The organism is Pseudomonas aphyarum (genome assembly GCF_028657055.1).
Classification (GTDB): domain Bacteria; phylum Pseudomonadota; class Gammaproteobacteria; order Pseudomonadales; family Pseudomonadaceae; genus Aquipseudomonas; species Aquipseudomonas aphyarum.
In genome coordinates, this window is sequence record NZ_JAMDGS010000011.1 from 43,397 (window position 1) to 59,559 (window position 16,163).

A 16,163-nucleotide genomic window follows, 5' to 3' on the forward strand; every position below is an offset into this window, starting at 1 on the left:
ATCGTCATGGCCAAACCTGGATTTCGCCTCGCGCTGTTTGCCACCCTGCTGGCACTGATCGTGGTGCTGCTCGGCGCCTACACCCGCCTGACCCACGCCGGCCTCGGCTGTCCGGACTGGCCGGGCTGCTACGGGTTCATCAGCGTGCCGAAAAGCGAAGCCCAACTGGCCCATGCCGAACTGCATTACCCCGACTCGCCAGTGGAGGCGCATAAAGGCTGGAACGAGATGATCCACCGCTACTTCGCCGGCACCCTCGGCATGCTGATTTCGGTACTGGCCGGACGCGCGTGGGTCAATCGTCGTCATCCCGGGCAACCGCTGAAACTGCCGCTGTTTCTGCTGGCGGTGGTGTTCGCCCAGGCAGTGTTCGGCATGTGGACGGTGACGCTCAAGCTCTGGCCGCAAGTGGTGACCGGGCATTTGCTCGGTGGCTTCGCGACCTTGAGCCTGCTGTTCCTGCTGACGTTGCGACTGTCCGGCGTGTTGCCGGCGCTGACCGTGCCCAAGCGTCTGCAATATTGGGCCACCGCCGGATTGCTGCTGGTGATCGGCCAGATTGCTCTCGGCGGTTGGGTCAGTTCCAACTATGCGGCGGTGGCCTGCATCGACTTCCCGACCTGCCATGGCCAATGGCTGCCGCCGGCGGACTTCGCCAACGGCTTTCACCTGACCCAACACATCGGCCCCAATTACCTCGGCGGGCAACTCGACAGCGATGCACGCACCGCGATTCACCTGACCCACCGCATCGGCGCGTTGCTGGTGACGCTCGTCCTGCTCGGCCTGGCGTGGCAACTGAAGGTGGTGGGCATGACCCGACTGGCCGGGTTGGTGCTGATCGCCCTCGCCGCGCAGATCACCCTCGGCATCAGCAACGTGCTGTTCCATCTGCCGCTGCCGGTGGCCGTGGCGCATAACGCTGGCGGCGCAGCGCTGCTGCTGACGATGGTGCTGGTAAACTACCACGCGCGGACCAGCCTGGTTCGGGTCGAGCAGCCGATGATTGCGCGCTGGCGCCTGAGCCCGCGCAAACACTCGGCGGCGCCCATCACTATTAAAGGAGAGACGCCATGGCGATTCTGATCGGCGAACGTCCGGCGCAGGCGCTGTGGCGTGATTACCTGGAGCTGACCAAACCGAAAGTCGTGGTGTTGATGCTGATCACCTCGCTGGTGGGCATGTTCCTCGCGACCCGCGCCGGGGTGCCATGGACGGTGCTGGTGTTCGGCAACCTGGGGATCGCGTTGTGTGCCGGTGGCGCGGCGGCGGTCAATCACGTGGTGGACCGGCGCATCGATGCGGTCATGGCCCGCACCCATAAGCGGCCACTGGCCGAGGGCCGGGTTTCGCCCACGGCAGCACTGACCTTTGCTCTGGTGCTGGCGCTGCTCGGCCAGGCCTTGCTGCTGACTTTCACCAATCCGTTGACCGCATGGCTGACTTTGGCTTCTCTGCTGGGCTACGCGGTGATCTACACCGGTTTCCTCAAACGCGCGACGCCGCAGAACATCGTCATCGGCGGCCTTGCCGGTGCCGCGCCGCCACTGCTCGGCTGGACCGCCGCCACCGGCCACGTCAGCGCCGAACCGTTGCTGCTGGTGTTGATCATCTTCGCCTGGACTCCGCCGCACTTCTGGGCGCTGGCCATCCATCGCAAGGAGGAATACGCCAAGGCCGACATTCCGATGCTGCCGGTCACCCATGGCGAGCACTACACCAAGGTGCACATTCTGCTGTACACCTTCGCCCTGCTGGCGGTCAGCCTGCTGCCGTATGTGATCCACATGAGCGGCCTGCTGTACCTGATCTGCGCGCTCGGTCTGGGCGCGAGGTTTCTGCAATGGGCCGTGGTGCTGTACCGTGGCACTCGGCCGCACGCGGCGATCAACACCTTCAAGTACTCTATCTGGTACTTGTTTCTGCTGTTCATCGCCCTGCTCGTAGACCACTACTTACTGTTGAACCTATGACTCGAACCCAGAAAACCGTCTTCATCCTCGTCGCCGTGATCGCGCTGATCCTCGGCCTGACCGTCAACAAAGTGCTGAGCGGCAAGGGCCAGGGCGACCCGACCGCACTGATCGACGCCGGCATCATCCTGCTGCCGCAGAGCCGCAACCTGCCGGACGTGACGATGACCAATCAGGACGGCCAGCCGGTCACGGTCAACGAGCTCAAGGGCAAGTGGAGCCTGCTGTTCTTCGGCTACACCTTCTGCCCGGACATCTGCCCGACCACCCTCGCCCAACTGCGCCAGATCAAGAGCGAGCTGCCGAAGGATGCTGTGGATAAATTGCAGATCGTATTGGTCAGCGTCGACCCGAACCGCGACAACCCTGCGCAGTTGAAGCAGTACCTGGGCTACTTCGATCCACAGTTCATCGGCCTGACGCCGAAGTCGATCGACGAGCTGCAGAAGGTGGCGAACGCGGTGAGCATTCCTTTCATTCCGGCAGACACCAGCAAGCCGAATTACACGGTGGATCACAGTGGGAACCTGGCGGTGATCGGGCCTGATGGTACGCAGCGCGGGTTTATTCGGGCGCCGTTGAATAATGCCAAGCTGGTTGCGCAGTTGCCGGTGATGTTGAGCCGCAAGTAAGAAGATCAAAAGCTAGCCCTCACCCTAACCCTCTCCCGGGGGGAGAGGGGACTGACCGAGGGATGCTGACGAAATACGCCGACCTGTAAGTCCTGTGCCGAATCCATAATCGACTCAATCTTTCAGGTCGATGCAGGACGCAAGACACCTCCGTCGGCCCCCTCTCCCTCCGGGAGAGGGCTGGGGTGAGGGGCGAGTACACAGCAGGTCCAACGCCGAACACCCGGCCACAAAAAAGGGGACGCCACTGGCGTCCCCTTTTCGTTGCAGCTATATCAATCAGAACGCCGGCAACACCGCGCCTTTGTACTTCTCGGTAATGAATTTCTTCACTTCCGGGCTGTGCAGCGCAGCGGCCAGTTTCTTCATGGCGTCGCTGTCCTTGTTGTCCGCGCGGGACACCAGGATGTTCACGTAAGGCGAGTCGCTGCCTTCGATGACCAGCGCATCCTTGGACGGATCGAGCTTGGCTTCCAGCGCGTAGTTGGTGTTGATCAGCGCCAGGTCGACCTGGGTCAGCACGCGCGGGATGGTCGCGGCTTCCAGTTCACGGATCTTCAGGTCTTTCGGGTTCTGGGCGATGTCCTTGACGGTCGACAGGATGTTGGTCGGATCCTTCAGGGTGATCACGCCGGCTTTGGCCAGCAGCAACAGCGCACGGCCGCCGTTGGTGGCGTCGTTCGGGATCACCACGTTGGCGCCGCTTGGCAGCTCTTCGATTTTCTTGAACTTGCTGGAGTAGGCGCCCAGCGGTTCCAGGTGCACGCCGGTCACGGACACCAGGCTGGTGCCCTTGGCCTTGTTGAACTCATCGAGGTACGGCTGGTGCTGGAAGAAGTTGGCGTCCAGACGCTTCTCGGCCACCTGTACGTTCGGCTGAACGTAGTCGGTGAAGACCTTGACCTTCAGATCCACGCCTTCTTTGGCCAGTACCGGCTTCACGAACTCAAGGATTTCCGCGTGCGGCACCGGAGTGGCAGCAACGGTCAGGGTTTCGTCGGCGTGGGCCGAGAATGCTGCAACGGCAGCCAGGGCAACGATCAGTTTTTTCATTCAGCTAACTCCTTTTTACGGCGCCCGTCTGGCGCCTGCCAGCGAATGGCCGGCTCATGTCATTACAAAACCGGTTATTTGCGCGAGAAGTGCACGACCAGTCGGTCGCCTACCATTTGCAGCACTTGCACCAGAATCAGCAGCAACACCACGGTCACGATCATCACGTCGGTCTGGAACCGCTGATAGCCGAAACGGATCGCCAGGTCACCCAGGCCACCGGCGCCGACCACACCGGCCATCGCCGTGTAGGAAACCAGTGTAATCGCCGTCACGGTAATCGCTGCGAAGATGCCCGGACGGGCCTCCGGCAGCAAGGCGTTCATGATGATCTGGCGGGTGGTCGCGCCCATCGACTGGGTTGCTTCGATGATGCCGCGATCGACTTCACGCAGGGCGGTTTCCACCAGCCGCGCGAAGAACGGCGTCGCGCCCACTACCAGCGGCGGAATCGCACCGGCCACGCCCAGCGAGGTGCCGGTGATCAGCACGGTGAACGGGATCATCACGATCAACAGAATAATGAACGGCAGCGAACGCAGGATGTTCACCACCAGCGACAGCAGGGCGTACACGCCTTTGGCTTCGAGCAACTGACGCGGGCTGCACAGGAACAGCAGCACGCCCAGCGGCAGGCCGAGCAGCACGGTGAACAGCAGCGAACCGCCGAGCATCATCATGGTGTCGCCGGTGGCGAGCCAGATTTCGTACCAGTCGATATTGGTGAAGAAACTCATCAGGTCTTCCATTAGCGCAACACCTCCATGTGAACGTCAGCGGCGGTGAAGCGGGCGAAGGCCGCTTCCATGTCGCCACCGGTGACGGCGAGGGTCAATTGCCCGTAAGGAATGTCTTTGATGCGGTCGATACGACCGGCCAGGATGCTGTAGTCCACACCGGTTTCCCGGGCGACAGTACCGAGCAACGGCGCGTAGGTCGCTTCGCCCTGGAAGGTCAGACGCACGATGCGGCCCGGCACGTGAGCGAAGTCATCGCGCTGCTCGCTTTCGTCGATCTGCTCGCTTTCCTGAACAAAGCGCTTGGTGGTCGGGTGCTTCGGATGCAGGAACACATCGGCCACCGAACCTTGCTCGACGATCACACCGGCGTCCATGACGCCGACCTGATCGCACACGCGGCGGATCACATCCATCTCGTGGGTGATCAGGACGATGGTCAGCTTCAGCTCGCGGTTGATCTCGGCCAGCAGCTGCAGGACCGACGCCGTGGTCTGCGGGTCGAGGGCACTGGTGGCTTCGTCGCACAGCAGGATCTTAGGCTTGGTCGCCAGAGCGCGGGCGATGCCGACGCGCTGCTTCTGACCGCCAGACAGCTGTGCCGGGTACTTTTTGGCGTGATCGGACAGACCGACCCGCGCCAGCAACTCGGCCACACGCTGGTCGATCTCGGCACGGGACAGTTCACCGGCGAGGGTCAGCGGCAGCGCGACGTTGTCGGCCACGGTCTTGGATGCCAACAGGTTGAAGTGCTGGAAGATCATCCCGACCTGCTGACGGAAACGGCGCAGGCCGTTGGCGTCCAGCGCGGTGACTTCTTCGCCGTCGACGATGATCTTGCCGCCACTGGATTGCTCCAGGCGATTGATCAGACGCAGCAGGGTACTTTTTCCCGCGCCGGAATGGCCAATCAGGCCGAACACCTGACCGTTCTCGATGGAGAAGCTGGTCGGGTGCAGCGCGGTGATGTCCTTACCGGCGACGCGGTAAGTCTTATGGACGTTTTGAAACTCGATCACGTAGCGAACCTTGTGGGGCGCGTTGGAAAAGGATCAGCGGTTAGCCGGGCGCGCATTTTAGCCTGTCCGTATAGAGGTTATTAGCATTTATTCCGCATTCAACCTTTCATTTGGCAATAACGCGATCAAAGGTCATAAAAAAGGAACGGCCAAAACCCTCATCAGTCACTAAGTAAGCGACTTGAAACTCCGGGCGCCGTGCCCGGGAACCACTCAAGAGCCTCGGCAACACCGGGGTCAAACGAGGAGTTTACGTCTGATGAGCAGCAAAAAACCTGTCCCTTCCAAAAGTGAGCTGGCCGGAACCGATACCCCGGATCGCGCCAACACCAACGCCAAACTCGACAGCCTGGAAAAATTTCGCTCCGACGCCACCGGCCAGGCCCTGCGCACAAATCAGGGCGTGAAGGTCGCGGACAACCAGAACACCCTCAAGGCCGGTGCTCGCGGGCCGTCGCTGCTGGAAGACTTCATCATGCGTGAGAAGATCACGCACTTTGACCATGAGCGGATTCCCGAGCGCATCGTCCACGCCCGCGGCACCGGCGCCCATGGTTTCTTTCAGAGCTACGAGAACCATTCGACGCTGACCAAGGCCGGTTTCCTGCAGGATCCGGGGAAGAAAACCCCGGTGTTCGTGCGTTTTTCCACGGTACAGGGGCCACGCGGTTCCGGCGACACCGTGCGTGACGTGCGTGGTTTTGCCGTGAAGTTCTTCACCGACGAAGGCAATTTCGATCTGGTCGGCAACAACATGCCGGTATTTTTCATACAGGACGCGATCAAGTTTCCCGACTTCGTCCACGCGGTAAAACCCGAGCCGCACAACGAGATTCCCACCGGCGGCTCGGCCCACGACACCTTCTGGGACTTCGTGTCGCTGGTGCCGGAATCGGCGCACATGGTCATCTGGGCCATGTCCGACCGGGCCATCCCGAAAAGCCTGCGCAGCATGCAGGGCTTCGGCGTGCACACCTTCCGGCTGATCAACGCCGAGGGCAAATCGCGCTTCGTCAAATTCCACTGGCGTCCTACCGCCGGCACCTGTTCGCTGGTGTGGGACGAGGCGCAGAAGCTCGCCGGTAAAGACACCGACTACCATCGGCGCGATCTCTGGGAGGCCATCGAGACCGGGGACTACCCGGAATGGGAACTCGGCGTACAGGTCATCGAGGAGGAAAACGAGCACGACTTCGATTTCGACATCCTCGACCCGACCAAACTGATTCCCGAGGAAATCGTCCCGATCACGCCGCTGGGCAAAATGACCCTCAACCGCAATCCGGACAATTTCTTCGCCGAGACCGAGCAGGTTGCGTTCTGCCCCGGCCATATCGTGCCGGGGATCGACTTCTCCAACGACCCGCTGCTGCAAGGTCGGCTGTTTTCCTACACCGACACGCAGATCAGCCGACTCGGCGGGCCGAACTTTCATGAGCTGCCGATCAATCGCCCGGTCGCACCGTTCCACAACGGCCAGCGCGATGCCCAGCACCGCACGGTGATCGACAAGGGCCGCGCGTCTTACGAACCGAATTCCATCGATGGCGGCTGGCCGAAAGAAACCCCACCGGCGGCGCAGGACGGCGGGTTCGAAAGCTATCCGGAGCGCATCGACGCCAACAAGATCCGTCAGCGCAGCGAGTCGTTCAGCGACCACTTTTCCCAGGCGCGGCTGTTCTTCAAGAGCATGAGCAAGCACGAGCAGGAACACATCATCTCGGCCTACAGCTTCGAACTGGGCAAGGTTGAGCGCGAACACATTCGGGCGCGGGAAGTGAACGAGATCCTGGCCAACATCGATCTGGACCTGGCCAAGCGCGTGGCGCAGAACCTTGGCTTGCCGGCACCGGCCAAAGGCACGGTCGACGTGCCGAAAACATCACTGGATCACTCGCCATCGCTGAGTCAGGCCAACCTGCTGCCGGAGAACATCAAGACGCGAAAAGTCGCAATCCTTGCAGCCAACGGCGTTGATGGTGCGGCGATTGATGCGATGAAGAAGGCGCTGGCGGCAGAAGGTGCGCACGCCAAATTGCTCGGCCCGACCTCGGCGCCGGTGAAGACCGCTGATGGCAAAAGCCTGGCGGTGGATGCGTCGATGGAAGGTTTGCCGTCGGTGGCATTCGACGCGGTGTTCGTGCCGGGTGGCGCGGCGTCGGTCAAGGCGTTGAGCGGTGACGGCGTGGCGTTGCATTACCTGCTGGAGGCGTACAAACACTTGAAGGCGATTGCGTTGCATGGCGAGGCCAAACAGTTGCTCGACGTGCTGAAGCTGGAGGCGGATGCGGGGTTGATCGAGGGCAAGGATGTGTCGGCGCTAACCAAGCCGTTTTTTGCCGCAATCGGGCAGCATCGGGTCTGGGATCGCGAGCCTAAGGCCAAGGCGATTCCGGCCTGAAAAAAACCGCAGCCTGCGAAAAGCAGGCTGCGGTTAATTCAAGGTTTGCGCGGGCTCAGAACCATCTGCGCCGGTACGGTGCGCAGAATCTGTTTCTCGATCTTCAGATCGAAATCCGGATCAAGCTTCTTCACACGCTTGGTGATCAACGTCGCCAACCATGGGTAATCATTGGTGCGCGGGGCCTGAATGCTCACCGCACAGTCGTAATTCACCACATCGGCGGCAATCGCATCCAGTTGGCGGCGAAGTTTGCGGCTATCGGTGATATTCAGCGCAACCGTGGTGCTCTCGGCGGTCGGATCAATCACCTTGGCTTTCGGCTTGGCTTCAGCGGCTTGCAGCGCTGCTTCGGCTTTCTCCAGCTCGGCCTTGCGCGCTTCGGTGATGGCGCCATTGACGCCACCGGTCAGCGCCGGGGCCTTGGGCATCAGCACGCGGGCACGGGCGAGCGCGGTTGCGGCCGCATTCACATCACCCTTCTGCAGGACGATCTGGCTGCGACGCAGATAGGCTTCGGCCAACTGACGCTGGTATTGCTCAAGGGATTGATCGTTGGGTGTTTCGACCTGCAAGGCTGCCAATTGGTCTTCGGCAGTGGCCAGTTCGCTGCTGGCCAGGCTTTGCTCCAGCTGTGCGATGGCCGTGGCCCGCGCATCGGGGACTTCGGCCACCGGCGGCGTGCTTTGGCAGGCGCCCAGCAGCACTGAAAAGGCCACAAGGAGCAGATAACGGGAGGCGAACGGCTTCATTCCTGCGACTCTCTATTTGCGCAAAAAACGAGCAAGTCTACACCCCTCGACGGGGCAGAACAAAACTCAGCAGAAACAGTGCGGCCGCCGTCACAACGATTGACGGGCCGGCCGGGGTGTCCTTGAACCAGGACAGCGCCAGCCCGCCACACACGGCGAGCATGCCCAGCACGCTCGCGCCCAGTGCCATCTGCTCCGGCGAACGGGCGTGACGTTGTGCCGCAGCCGCCGGGATGATCAACAGCGAAGTAATCAGCAACACACCGACGATTTTCATCGCCACCGCGATCACCACTGCGATAAGCAGCATCAGCGCCATGCGCAAACCGGCCACCGGCAGGCCTTCGACTTTGGCCAACTCTTCGTGCACGGTGATTGCCAGCAGCGGGCGCCACAGCGTCACCAGCAACACCAGCACCGCCGCGCTGCCGCCGAGGATCCACGCCAGATCGGTCGGGCTGATCGCCAGCAGGTCGCCGAACAGATAGGCCATCAGGTCGATCCGCACTTCATGCATGAAGCTTAGTACCACCAGCCCGAGAGAGAGCGTGCTCGGTGCAAGAATGCCCAACAGCGTGTCGGACGCCAGCGGTTGACGCTGTTGCAAGGTCACCAGCAGCACCGCCAGCAGCAGGCAGCCGACGGTCACCGCGACGGTCGGGCTGACATCCAGCAGAAAGCCCAGGGCCACACCGAGCAGCGCGGCGTGAGACAGGGTATCGCCGAAATAGGCCATGCGCCGCCAGACCACGAACGAGCCGAGCGGCCCCGCGACCACCGCCAGCGCCAGGCCTGCAAGCAGGGCGTAGAACAGAAAATCAGCCATGCTTACAGCTATCTCCATGAACGTGAGGTTGAGCCGACAGGGGCCCTTTGACCACCGAACCGTGCAGGTCGTGGGCGTGGTCATGATGGTGGTGATAGATCGCCAGGCTCGGCGCGTTGTTGCCGAACAGTTCGACAAAGGCCGGATCGCCACTGACCTGCTCGGGATGCCCGGAGCAGCAGACATGACGGTTGAGGCACACCACCTGATCGGTGGTGCTCATCACCAGATGCAGATCGTGAGAAACCATCAATACGCCACAGCCGTGACGGTCACGCAGCCTAGTGATCAGGCTGTACAGCTCGGCTTGCCCGGCGACATCGACGCCTTGTACCGGCTCGTCGAGCACCAGCAGTTCCGGTTCGCGCAATAGCGCCCGGGCCAGCAAAACACGCTGCATTTCACCGCCGGACACGCTTTGCACCGGGCTGTCGATGACATGCTCGGCGCCGACCTCCTTGAGTGCCGCCAGCGCACGCGGGCGATCGACGCCCGGCACCAGCCGCAGAAAGCGCAGCACCGACAACGGCAAGGTCGGATCGACGTGAAGTTTTTGCGGCATGTAGCCGACGCGCAGTTTCGGCTTGCGCCAGACGCTGCCGCTGTCGGGTTTCAACAGCCCGAGTACGGCGCGCACCAGCGTGGTCTTGCCGGCGCCGTTGGGGCCGATCAGGGTGACGATCTGCCCCGGCTCGACGCTCAGGTGAATGTTGTCCAGCACGTTCTGCCCGGCAAACCGGACCGCCACCTGCTCCAGACGGATCAGCGCATCGCTCATCAAGCCTCCCGGCAACCGGAGCAGAGGCCGACCACTTCGACGGTCTGGGCCTCGACGATAAAGCCGACATCCTTGGCACTGTGGACGATGGCGTCGCTGATGGTTTTTTGCTCAAGTTCGATGGCGGCGTGGCATTCGCGGCAGATCAGGAACTGGCCCTGGTGCGAATGTTTCGGGTGAACGCAGCCGACGAAGGCGTTGAGCGAGGAGATGCGGTGCACCAGGCCGTTTTCCAGCAGGAAATCCAGCGCCCGGTATACGGTCGGCGGCGCGGCGCGGCGGCCGTCCTGCTCGCTGAGCACCGCCAGAATGTCGTAGGCACCCAGCGGCTTGTGGCTCTGCCAGACCAGTTCCAGCACCCGCCGGCGCAGCGCGGTCAGGCGCAGGCCTTTCTGTGCACACAGGGCATCGGCCTCGGACAGCGCGCTGTGAACGCAGTGCGAGTGGTCGTGGGGACGGCTGGCAATCGGTGTAATAGGCATGAGCGGCGACGAGTTTGGTTAGAGACGTTATTATGTTACCCGTTCTCGCCTCATTGAGTGGTCATCGTGTCCCGACTTTTTTCTGTTTTTGTCGTATTCATCACCGGTTTTCTGCTGATCGGTCCGGCTCAGGCCGAGGTCAGAGTCCTCACCAGCATCAAGCCCCTGCAACTGATTGCCGCTGCGGTGCAGGACGGCGTGGCGATTCCGGAAGTGCTGCTGCCACCGGGCGCTTCGCCGCATAACTACGCGTTGCGCCCGTCCGACGTGCGCAAGGTGCAATCGGTGGACCTGCTGTACTGGATCGGCCCGGACATGGAAGGTTTCCTGCCTCGCGTGCTGAACGGTCGTACGCTGCCGAGCGTTGCCGTGCAGGATCTGCCGGGCATGAGACTGCGCCGCTTCGCTGCGGACAGCCATTCCCATGCTGAAGAAGCCGACGAACACGATCACGACCATCGCCCGGGCAGCCTCGACGCGCATTTGTGGCTATCGCCGGTGAACGCGCGGGTTATTGCCGACAAGATGGCCGCTGACCTGAGCTCCGCCGACCCGGCCAATGCCGAGCGCTATCAGAGCAACGCCAAGACGTTCGACGAGCGTCTGGATGCACTGGATCAGCGCTTGAAGAAACGCCTGGCCAGCGTTGAAGACAAACCCTACTTCGTCTTCCACGAAGCCTTCGACTACTTCGAAGACGCCTACGGCTTGAAACACACTGGTGTGTTCAGCGTGGCGGCGGAAGTGCAGCCGGGCGCCCAGCATGTGGCGGCGATGCGCGCGCGTTTGCAGGAGGTCGGCAAGACCTGCGTGTTCAGTGAGCCGCCGCTGCGTCCACGTCTGGCCGAGACCCTGGTGGCGGGCCTGCCGGTGAAACTGGCGGAACTGGATGCGTTGGGCGGGTACACGCCAGCGACGGCTCAGGGTTACGAGCAAGTGCTGGAGAAGCTGGGGAATGATCTGGCGGGTTGTCTCGAATCGCTCTGATACAAAAAAAACCGCAGCCTGCACAGGCTGCGGTTTTTTCTTTTACAGGGCGAAAGGTAGCGGTGTGCTGACCTGCTGACGCTGCGCCAGACGCTGCTCGAACTCTTTCGGATCGTGGATCAGCACGTCCTGCCCGGCGAACGATTCCGCCGCGATCAGACGCGACAGCCAGAACCGCACGCACGCCACTCGCAACAGGGTCGGCCACAGCTCGGCTTCGGCTGCCGTGAACGGACGCAGTGCCGCGTAGGCACCCAGGAACGCACGCGCACGCGGACCGTCGATCAGGCCGTCATCGTCCGAACACCAATCGTTCAGGGCAATCGCCACGTCATAGAGCATCGGCCCGGAGCACGCGTTGTAGAAATCGATCAGCCCGGTCAGGTGCGTGCCTTCGAACATCGCGTTGTCGCGGAACAGGTCGGCGTGGATGTTCGCCCGAGGCAGCGCGAGAATTTTCTCTTTCTGTTGGGTGATTTCGTCCAGCGCCTTTTGCAGCAGCGCACGCGGTTCATCGCTCAGGTGCGAAAGAAACTGCGTGCCCTCTTCCAGCATCCAGTCCAGGCCACGATCGGTCTTGCGCTTGATCATGTTGTCGCCCTGGGTCGCCAGGTGCAGGTGCGCCTGCAACTCACCGACCTGCGCGCAATGCTGGGCGTTGGCCTGCTTGATGTGCTTGCCGGCCAGGCGCGGTTGCAGCAGCGCCGGTTTGCCTTTCAGCTCGCGCAGGGCCACGCCGTCGGTAGTGCGCAGCGCGTAAGGCACCGGCAGATCGGCCTCGTGCAGGACGTCGAGCAGGTCGATGAAAAACGGCATTTCCTGCACCGGGCCGCGCTCGACCAAGGTCAGGACGAACTCGCCCTGTTCCATGCTGATGAAGAAGTTGGTGTTTTCGCTGCCGGCGGCGATCCCCTGGAAATCGAGCAGACGGCCGAGCCCGTAAGGGGCGAGAAAGGTTTCCAGCTCGGGCCGAGCCAGGGGGGTGAACACAGACATGGTTAAAAACTGCTCAGTTCTGGCGCCGCCATCAAACGGCGCCGATTAAAAGTCAGGAAACTTACTTCCAGGTAAAGATTTCCCACGCTGGAATCAACATATTCGGCTGGTCGGACCGGATGTAATTCGCGTCCGTACCATCGGCGCGCACCAGGAAATAGGGCTTGCCGCCCTTCGGTGTGACCTTGATCGCATACACGAATCCACTCCGGCTGTATTCCTGAATGACCTTGTCGCCTTCCGTGTGCGTGCTAATGGTAACTTCCGGCTCCGACGATGGCGCATCATCCGCCGCGATCGCGGCCAGCGGTGAGACAGCAATCAGACTGACCAGCAGCAAGCGATTTAACGTACGCATGATAACCTTGTCCCTTTGTCGTCAACGGTCCCGCTATTCTAGCGCCGGGCCCGCCGAAAAGGTTGATTCTGCTCATGAGCCAAGCCCCCCTCGTCCTGGTGGACGGTTCGTCTTACCTGTACCGCGCCTTTCACGCGCTGCCACCGCTGACCACCTCCAAAGGCCTGCCGACCGGTGCGGTCAAAGGCGTGCTGAACATGCTCAAGAGCCTGCGCAAGCAGTATCCGGACAGCCCGTTCGCCGTGGTGTTCGACGCCAAGGGTGGGACATTTCGCGATGAGATGTACGCCGAATACAAGGCCAACCGCCCAAGCATGCCCGACGACATGCGCGTGCAGATCGAACCGCTGCATCAGAGCGTGATCGCGCTCGGTTTTCCGCTGCTCTGCGTCGAAGGCGTCGAGGCCGATGACGTGATCGGCACCCTGGCCCGCAGCAGCGCGGCCGCCGATCGCCCGGTGATCATCTCCACCGGCGACAAGGACATGGCGCAATTGGTCGATGGCCACATTACCTTGGTCAACACCATGTCCGGTAGCTCGATGGATGTGGAAGGCGTGAAGGAGAAATTCGGCGTCGCTCCCGAGCAGATCATCGATTATCTAGCCCTGATGGGCGATTCTTCCGACAACATCCCCGGCGTTCCTGGCATCGGTCCGAAGACCGCTTCCGGCCTGCTGGTAGGCGTCAACGGCGGTCTGACCGAACTGTATGCGCAGCTCGACATCGTGCCGACCCTGCCGATCCGTGGGGCCAAGACCCTGCCGGCCAAGCTCGAAGAACACAAGGAGATGGCGTTCCTCTCCTATGAACTGGCGACCATCAAGGTCGACGTGCCGTTGGATATCGGCCTCGACGACCTGCAAATGGGCCCGGAAGATTCGGCCAAACTCTACGAGCTCTACACCCTGCTGGAGTTCAAGAGCTGGATCAACGATCTGGAGCGGGACGCCAAGCGTCTGGAACTGAGCGCTGCCACCGAGCCTGCGCCGGCCGGCGATCTGTTCAGTGCGCCTGCCGAAGAAGCGCCCACCGCTTCGGCTGAAGCCGCGTACGAAACCATCCTCGATCAGGCACGATTCGACGTCTGGCTGGAAAAGCTGAAGAACGCCAAGCTGTTCGCCTTCGACACCGAAACCACCGGCATCGACGCGCAGCAGGCGCAACTGGTTGGCTTGTCTTTCGCGGTGCAGGCCAACGAAGCGGCCTACATCCCGCTGACCCACTCCTACATCGGCGTGCCGGAGCAGCTGGATCGCGACACCGTGCTGCGCGCACTCAAGCCGATCCTCGAAGACCCGAACAAGCTCAAGGTCGGCCAGCACGCCAAGTTCGACATGAACATCCTGGCCAACTGCGCCATCGGTGGCGATCAGAACGAAGGCATCACCGTGCGCGGAATTGCCTTCGACACGATGCTTGAGTCCTACGTGCTCAACTCCACCGCTACTCGTCACGACATGGACAGCCTGGCGCAGAAGTACCTGGATCACACCACCGTGAGCTTCCAGGACATCGCCGGCAAAGGCGCCAAACAGTTGACCTTCGACCAGATCGCTCTGGAACAGGCCGGCCCATACGCCGCCGAAGATGCCGACGTGACCCTGCGCCTGCACCAGACGCTGTTCGACAAGCTGAGCGCCATCCCGAGCCTGGCCAGCGTACTGACCGATATCGAGATCCCGCTGGTGCCGGTGCTCGCTCGCATCGAGCGCCAGGGCGCGTTCGTCGACGCTGAACTGCTCGGCATCCAGAGCATTGAGCTGGGCAACAAGATGGTCGCGCTGGAGCGTGAAGCCTTCGAGATCGCCGGTGAAGAATTCAACCTCGGCTCGCCGAAGCAACTGGGCGTGATCCTCTACGAAAAACTCGGCCTGCCGGTGCTGAAGAAGACCGCCAAGGGTCAGCCGTCCACCGCCGAAGAAGTGCTGGCGAAACTGGCCGAAGACGATCACCGCTTGCCGAAAGTGCTGATGGAACACCGTTCCATGAGCAAGCTGAAAAGCACCTACACCGATCGCCTGCCGGAGCAGATCAACCCGCGCACCGGGCGTATCCACACTTCGTACCATCAGGCCGTTGCGTCGACCGGTCGCCTGTCGTCGAGCGATCCGAACCTGCAGAACATCCCGGTGCGCACTGCCGAAGGCCGACGCATCCGTCAGGCTTTCGTTGCGCCGAAAGGTTACAAACTGCTGGCAGCGGACTATTCACAGATTGAACTGCGGATCATGGCCCACCTGTCCCGCGACGAAGGCCTGATGAACGCCTTCCGCAGCAACTTGGACGTGCACACCGCCACCGCGGCCGAAGTGTTCAAGGTCGAGCTGAACGAAGTGAGCTCAGACCAGCGCCGTGGCGCCAAGGCGATCAACTTCGGTCTGATCTACGGCATGGGCGCGCAGAAGCTGGGCAAGGACATCGGCGTCGACACAAAGACCGCCAAGGCCTACATCGACACCTACTTCGCGCGCTACCCGGGCGTGCGTGAATACATGGATCGCACCCGCGCCCAGGCAGCAGACCAAGGCTTTGTGGAAACGATCTTCGGTCGTCGCCTGTACCTGCCGGACATCAACTCCAACAAGCCGCAGGAACGCGCTGCCGCCGAACGCACGGCAATCAACGCGCCGATGCAAGGCACCGCAGCAGACATCATCAAGAAAGCCATGGTGGCGGTGGATAACTGGCTGAGCGCTTCCGGGCTGGACGCCAAAGTCATCCTGCAGGTGCACGACGAACTGGTGCTGGAGGTCCGCGAGGATCTGGTCGATCAGGTTCGCGAAGAAATTCGCGTGTATATGAGCGAAGCGGCGAAACTGGACGTGCCGTTGCTGGTGGAAGTCGGGGTTGGCAACAACTGGGACGAGGCGCACTGAGGCGTCTGGGACGGGACTATGCCGCGACCGAGCGTCGCGGCAAAGGCACCGAAAAGTGCTTAGGCCTGATCGTTCTTGAGCTTATTCCAAAGTTTTTTGAAAAGATTCTGAACTAATCTTGCAACAGGGCACTCAGAGATACTGAATGGCTGGTGAAGCCCTTCGATGCTCCTATGTTGTGTTAAGTGTTGGCAGATATCTGAACCCCGCCCTAGCGGTTCGGAACTTAAACCCCGGAACTTCTCCCTCCCCATATGAAGTCCGGGGCTTTTTTTGCCTCAAAACTGCCT

15 protein-coding genes are annotated in these 16,163 nt (G+C 61.6%); 6 read left to right on the plus strand and 9 right to left on the minus strand.

Going from position 1 to position 16,163, the window contains the following annotated elements; genetic code table 11:
- Window positions 1-6 precede the first annotated feature (6 nt).
- The 3 genes from M5G18_RS16255 to M5G18_RS16265 are packed head-to-tail and all read left to right on the plus strand — an operon-like array spanning window position 7 to window position 2,605.
- Window positions 7-1,086: a COX15/CtaA family protein gene (locus tag M5G18_RS16255; protein ID WP_273898073.1), complete on the plus strand. Its 1,080-nt coding sequence runs from the start codon at window positions 7-9 to the stop codon at window positions 1,084-1,086.
- A complete protein-coding gene (cyoE, locus tag M5G18_RS16260; RefSeq protein WP_085606403.1) occupies window positions 1,074-1,973 on the plus strand; it encodes a heme o synthase in 900 nt (299 codons plus the stop codon). Before M5G18_RS16255 ends, cyoE begins: the two co-directional genes overlap by 13 nt.
- A complete protein-coding gene (locus M5G18_RS16265) occupies window positions 1,970-2,605 on the plus strand; it encodes an SCO family protein (RefSeq protein WP_127796507.1) in 636 nt (211 codons plus the stop codon). Before cyoE ends, M5G18_RS16265 begins: the two co-directional genes overlap by 4 nt.
- A 279-nt stretch (window positions 2,606-2,884) precedes the next feature.
- Here M5G18_RS16265 and M5G18_RS16270 read toward each other — a convergent pair whose 3' ends face one another.
- The 3 genes from M5G18_RS16270 to M5G18_RS16280 all read right to left on the minus strand — a co-directional run bounded on the left by M5G18_RS16270 (window position 2,885) and on the right by M5G18_RS16280 (window position 5,414).
- Window positions 2,885-3,658 carry a MetQ/NlpA family ABC transporter substrate-binding protein gene (locus M5G18_RS16270; protein ID WP_007953996.1) on the minus strand — a complete coding sequence of 258 codons (774 nt, stop codon included), beginning with the start codon at window positions 3,656-3,658 and terminating at the stop codon, window positions 2,885-2,887.
- A 74-nt stretch (window positions 3,659-3,732) separates the two neighbouring features.
- Window positions 3,733-4,407, minus strand: coding sequence for a methionine ABC transporter permease (locus M5G18_RS16275; RefSeq protein WP_007953997.1), 675 nt, complete (start codon window positions 4,405-4,407; stop codon window positions 3,733-3,735).
- Window positions 4,407-5,414 (minus strand): methionine ABC transporter ATP-binding protein, encoded by a 1,008-nt coding sequence (locus tag M5G18_RS16280; protein WP_007953999.1) that lies wholly within the window; start codon window positions 5,412-5,414, stop codon window positions 4,407-4,409. Before M5G18_RS16280 ends, M5G18_RS16275 begins: the two co-directional genes overlap by 1 nt.
- Before the next feature lie 259 nt (window positions 5,415-5,673).
- Here M5G18_RS16280 and katE point away from each other — a divergent pair, with 259 nt between their 5' ends.
- Entirely contained in the window at window positions 5,674-7,815 is a 2,142-nt protein-coding gene (katE, locus tag M5G18_RS16285; RefSeq protein WP_273898075.1) for a catalase HPII, read from the plus strand.
- Between the two features lie 38 nt (window positions 7,816-7,853).
- Here katE and M5G18_RS16290 read toward each other — a convergent pair whose 3' ends face one another.
- The 4 genes from M5G18_RS16290 to M5G18_RS16305 are packed head-to-tail and all read right to left on the minus strand — an operon-like array spanning window position 7,854 to window position 10,653.
- The gene (locus M5G18_RS16290; RefSeq protein ID WP_273898077.1) at window positions 7,854-8,567 is read right to left on the minus strand and encodes a PA5502 family lipoprotein; all 714 of its coding nucleotides are present in this window, start codon (window positions 8,565-8,567) and stop codon (window positions 7,854-7,856) included.
- Window positions 8,568-8,604: 37 nt separating this feature from the next.
- Window positions 8,605-9,393, minus strand: coding sequence for a zinc ABC transporter permease subunit ZnuB (znuB, locus tag M5G18_RS16295; protein WP_007954005.1), 789 nt, complete (start codon window positions 9,391-9,393; stop codon window positions 8,605-8,607).
- Window positions 9,386-10,171 carry a zinc ABC transporter ATP-binding protein ZnuC gene (gene znuC / locus M5G18_RS16300; protein ID WP_085690422.1) on the minus strand — a complete coding sequence of 262 codons (786 nt, stop codon included), beginning with the start codon at window positions 10,169-10,171 and terminating at the stop codon, window positions 9,386-9,388. Before znuC ends, znuB begins: the two co-directional genes overlap by 8 nt.
- The gene (locus tag M5G18_RS16305; protein ID WP_007954020.1) at window positions 10,171-10,653 is read right to left on the minus strand and encodes a Fur family transcriptional regulator; all 483 of its coding nucleotides are present in this window, start codon (window positions 10,651-10,653) and stop codon (window positions 10,171-10,173) included. Before M5G18_RS16305 ends, znuC begins: the two co-directional genes overlap by 1 nt.
- 66 nt (window positions 10,654-10,719) lie before the next feature.
- On the opposite strand from M5G18_RS16305, the gene M5G18_RS16310 reads away from it, so the two are divergent.
- Entirely contained in the window at window positions 10,720-11,640 is a 921-nt protein-coding gene (locus M5G18_RS16310; protein ID WP_273898079.1) for a zinc ABC transporter substrate-binding protein, read from the plus strand.
- 42 nt (window positions 11,641-11,682) lie between these two features.
- Here M5G18_RS16310 and M5G18_RS16315 read toward each other — a convergent pair whose 3' ends face one another.
- Window positions 11,683-12,636 carry a homoserine kinase gene (locus M5G18_RS16315; RefSeq protein ID WP_273898080.1) on the minus strand — a complete coding sequence of 318 codons (954 nt, stop codon included), beginning with the start codon at window positions 12,634-12,636 and terminating at the stop codon, window positions 11,683-11,685.
- A 61-nt stretch (window positions 12,637-12,697) separates the two neighbouring features.
- Window positions 12,698-12,994: a DUF2782 domain-containing protein gene (locus M5G18_RS16320; RefSeq protein WP_273898081.1), complete on the minus strand. Its 297-nt coding sequence runs from the start codon at window positions 12,992-12,994 to the stop codon at window positions 12,698-12,700.
- 74 nt (window positions 12,995-13,068) lie between these two features.
- Here M5G18_RS16320 and polA point away from each other — a divergent pair, with 74 nt between their 5' ends.
- A complete protein-coding gene (polA, locus tag M5G18_RS16325; RefSeq protein ID WP_273898082.1) occupies window positions 13,069-15,873 on the plus strand; it encodes a DNA polymerase I in 2,805 nt (934 codons plus the stop codon).
- The last annotated feature ends 290 nt before the right edge of the window (window positions 15,874-16,163 follow it).

Coding starts and splice junctions, on each gene's coding strand:
- M5G18_RS16255 (WP_273898073.1), top strand. CDS start 7: ATGGCCAAACCTGGATTTCGCCTCGCGCTGTTTGCCACCCTGCTGGCA.
- cyoE (WP_085606403.1), top strand. CDS start 1,074: ATGGCGATTCTGATCGGCGAACGTCCGGCGCAGGCGCTGTGGCGTGAT.
- M5G18_RS16265 (WP_127796507.1), top strand. CDS start 1,970: ATGACTCGAACCCAGAAAACCGTCTTCATCCTCGTCGCCGTGATCGCG.
- M5G18_RS16270 (WP_007953996.1), bottom strand. CDS start 3,658: ATGAAAAAACTGATCGTTGCCCTGGCTGCCGTTGCAGCATTCTCGGCC.
- M5G18_RS16275 (WP_007953997.1), bottom strand. CDS start 4,407: ATGGAAGACCTGATGAGTTTCTTCACCAATATCGACTGGTACGAAATC.
- katE (WP_273898075.1), top strand. CDS start 5,674: ATGAGCAGCAAAAAACCTGTCCCTTCCAAAAGTGAGCTGGCCGGAACC.
- M5G18_RS16290 (WP_273898077.1), bottom strand. CDS start 8,567: ATGAAGCCGTTCGCCTCCCGTTATCTGCTCCTTGTGGCCTTTTCAGTG.
- znuB (WP_007954005.1), bottom strand. CDS start 9,393: ATGGCTGATTTTCTGTTCTACGCCCTGCTTGCAGGCCTGGCGCTGGCG.
- znuC (WP_085690422.1), bottom strand. CDS start 10,171: ATGAGCGATGCGCTGATCCGTCTGGAGCAGGTGGCGGTCCGGTTTGCC.
- M5G18_RS16305 (WP_007954020.1), bottom strand. CDS start 10,653: ATGCCTATTACACCGATTGCCAGCCGTCCCCACGACCACTCGCACTGC.
- M5G18_RS16315 (WP_273898080.1), bottom strand. CDS start 12,636: ATGTCTGTGTTCACCCCCCTGGCTCGGCCCGAGCTGGAAACCTTTCTC.
- M5G18_RS16320 (WP_273898081.1), bottom strand. CDS start 12,994: ATGCGTACGTTAAATCGCTTGCTGCTGGTCAGTCTGATTGCTGTCTCA.
- polA (WP_273898082.1), top strand. CDS start 13,069: ATGAGCCAAGCCCCCCTCGTCCTGGTGGACGGTTCGTCTTACCTGTAC.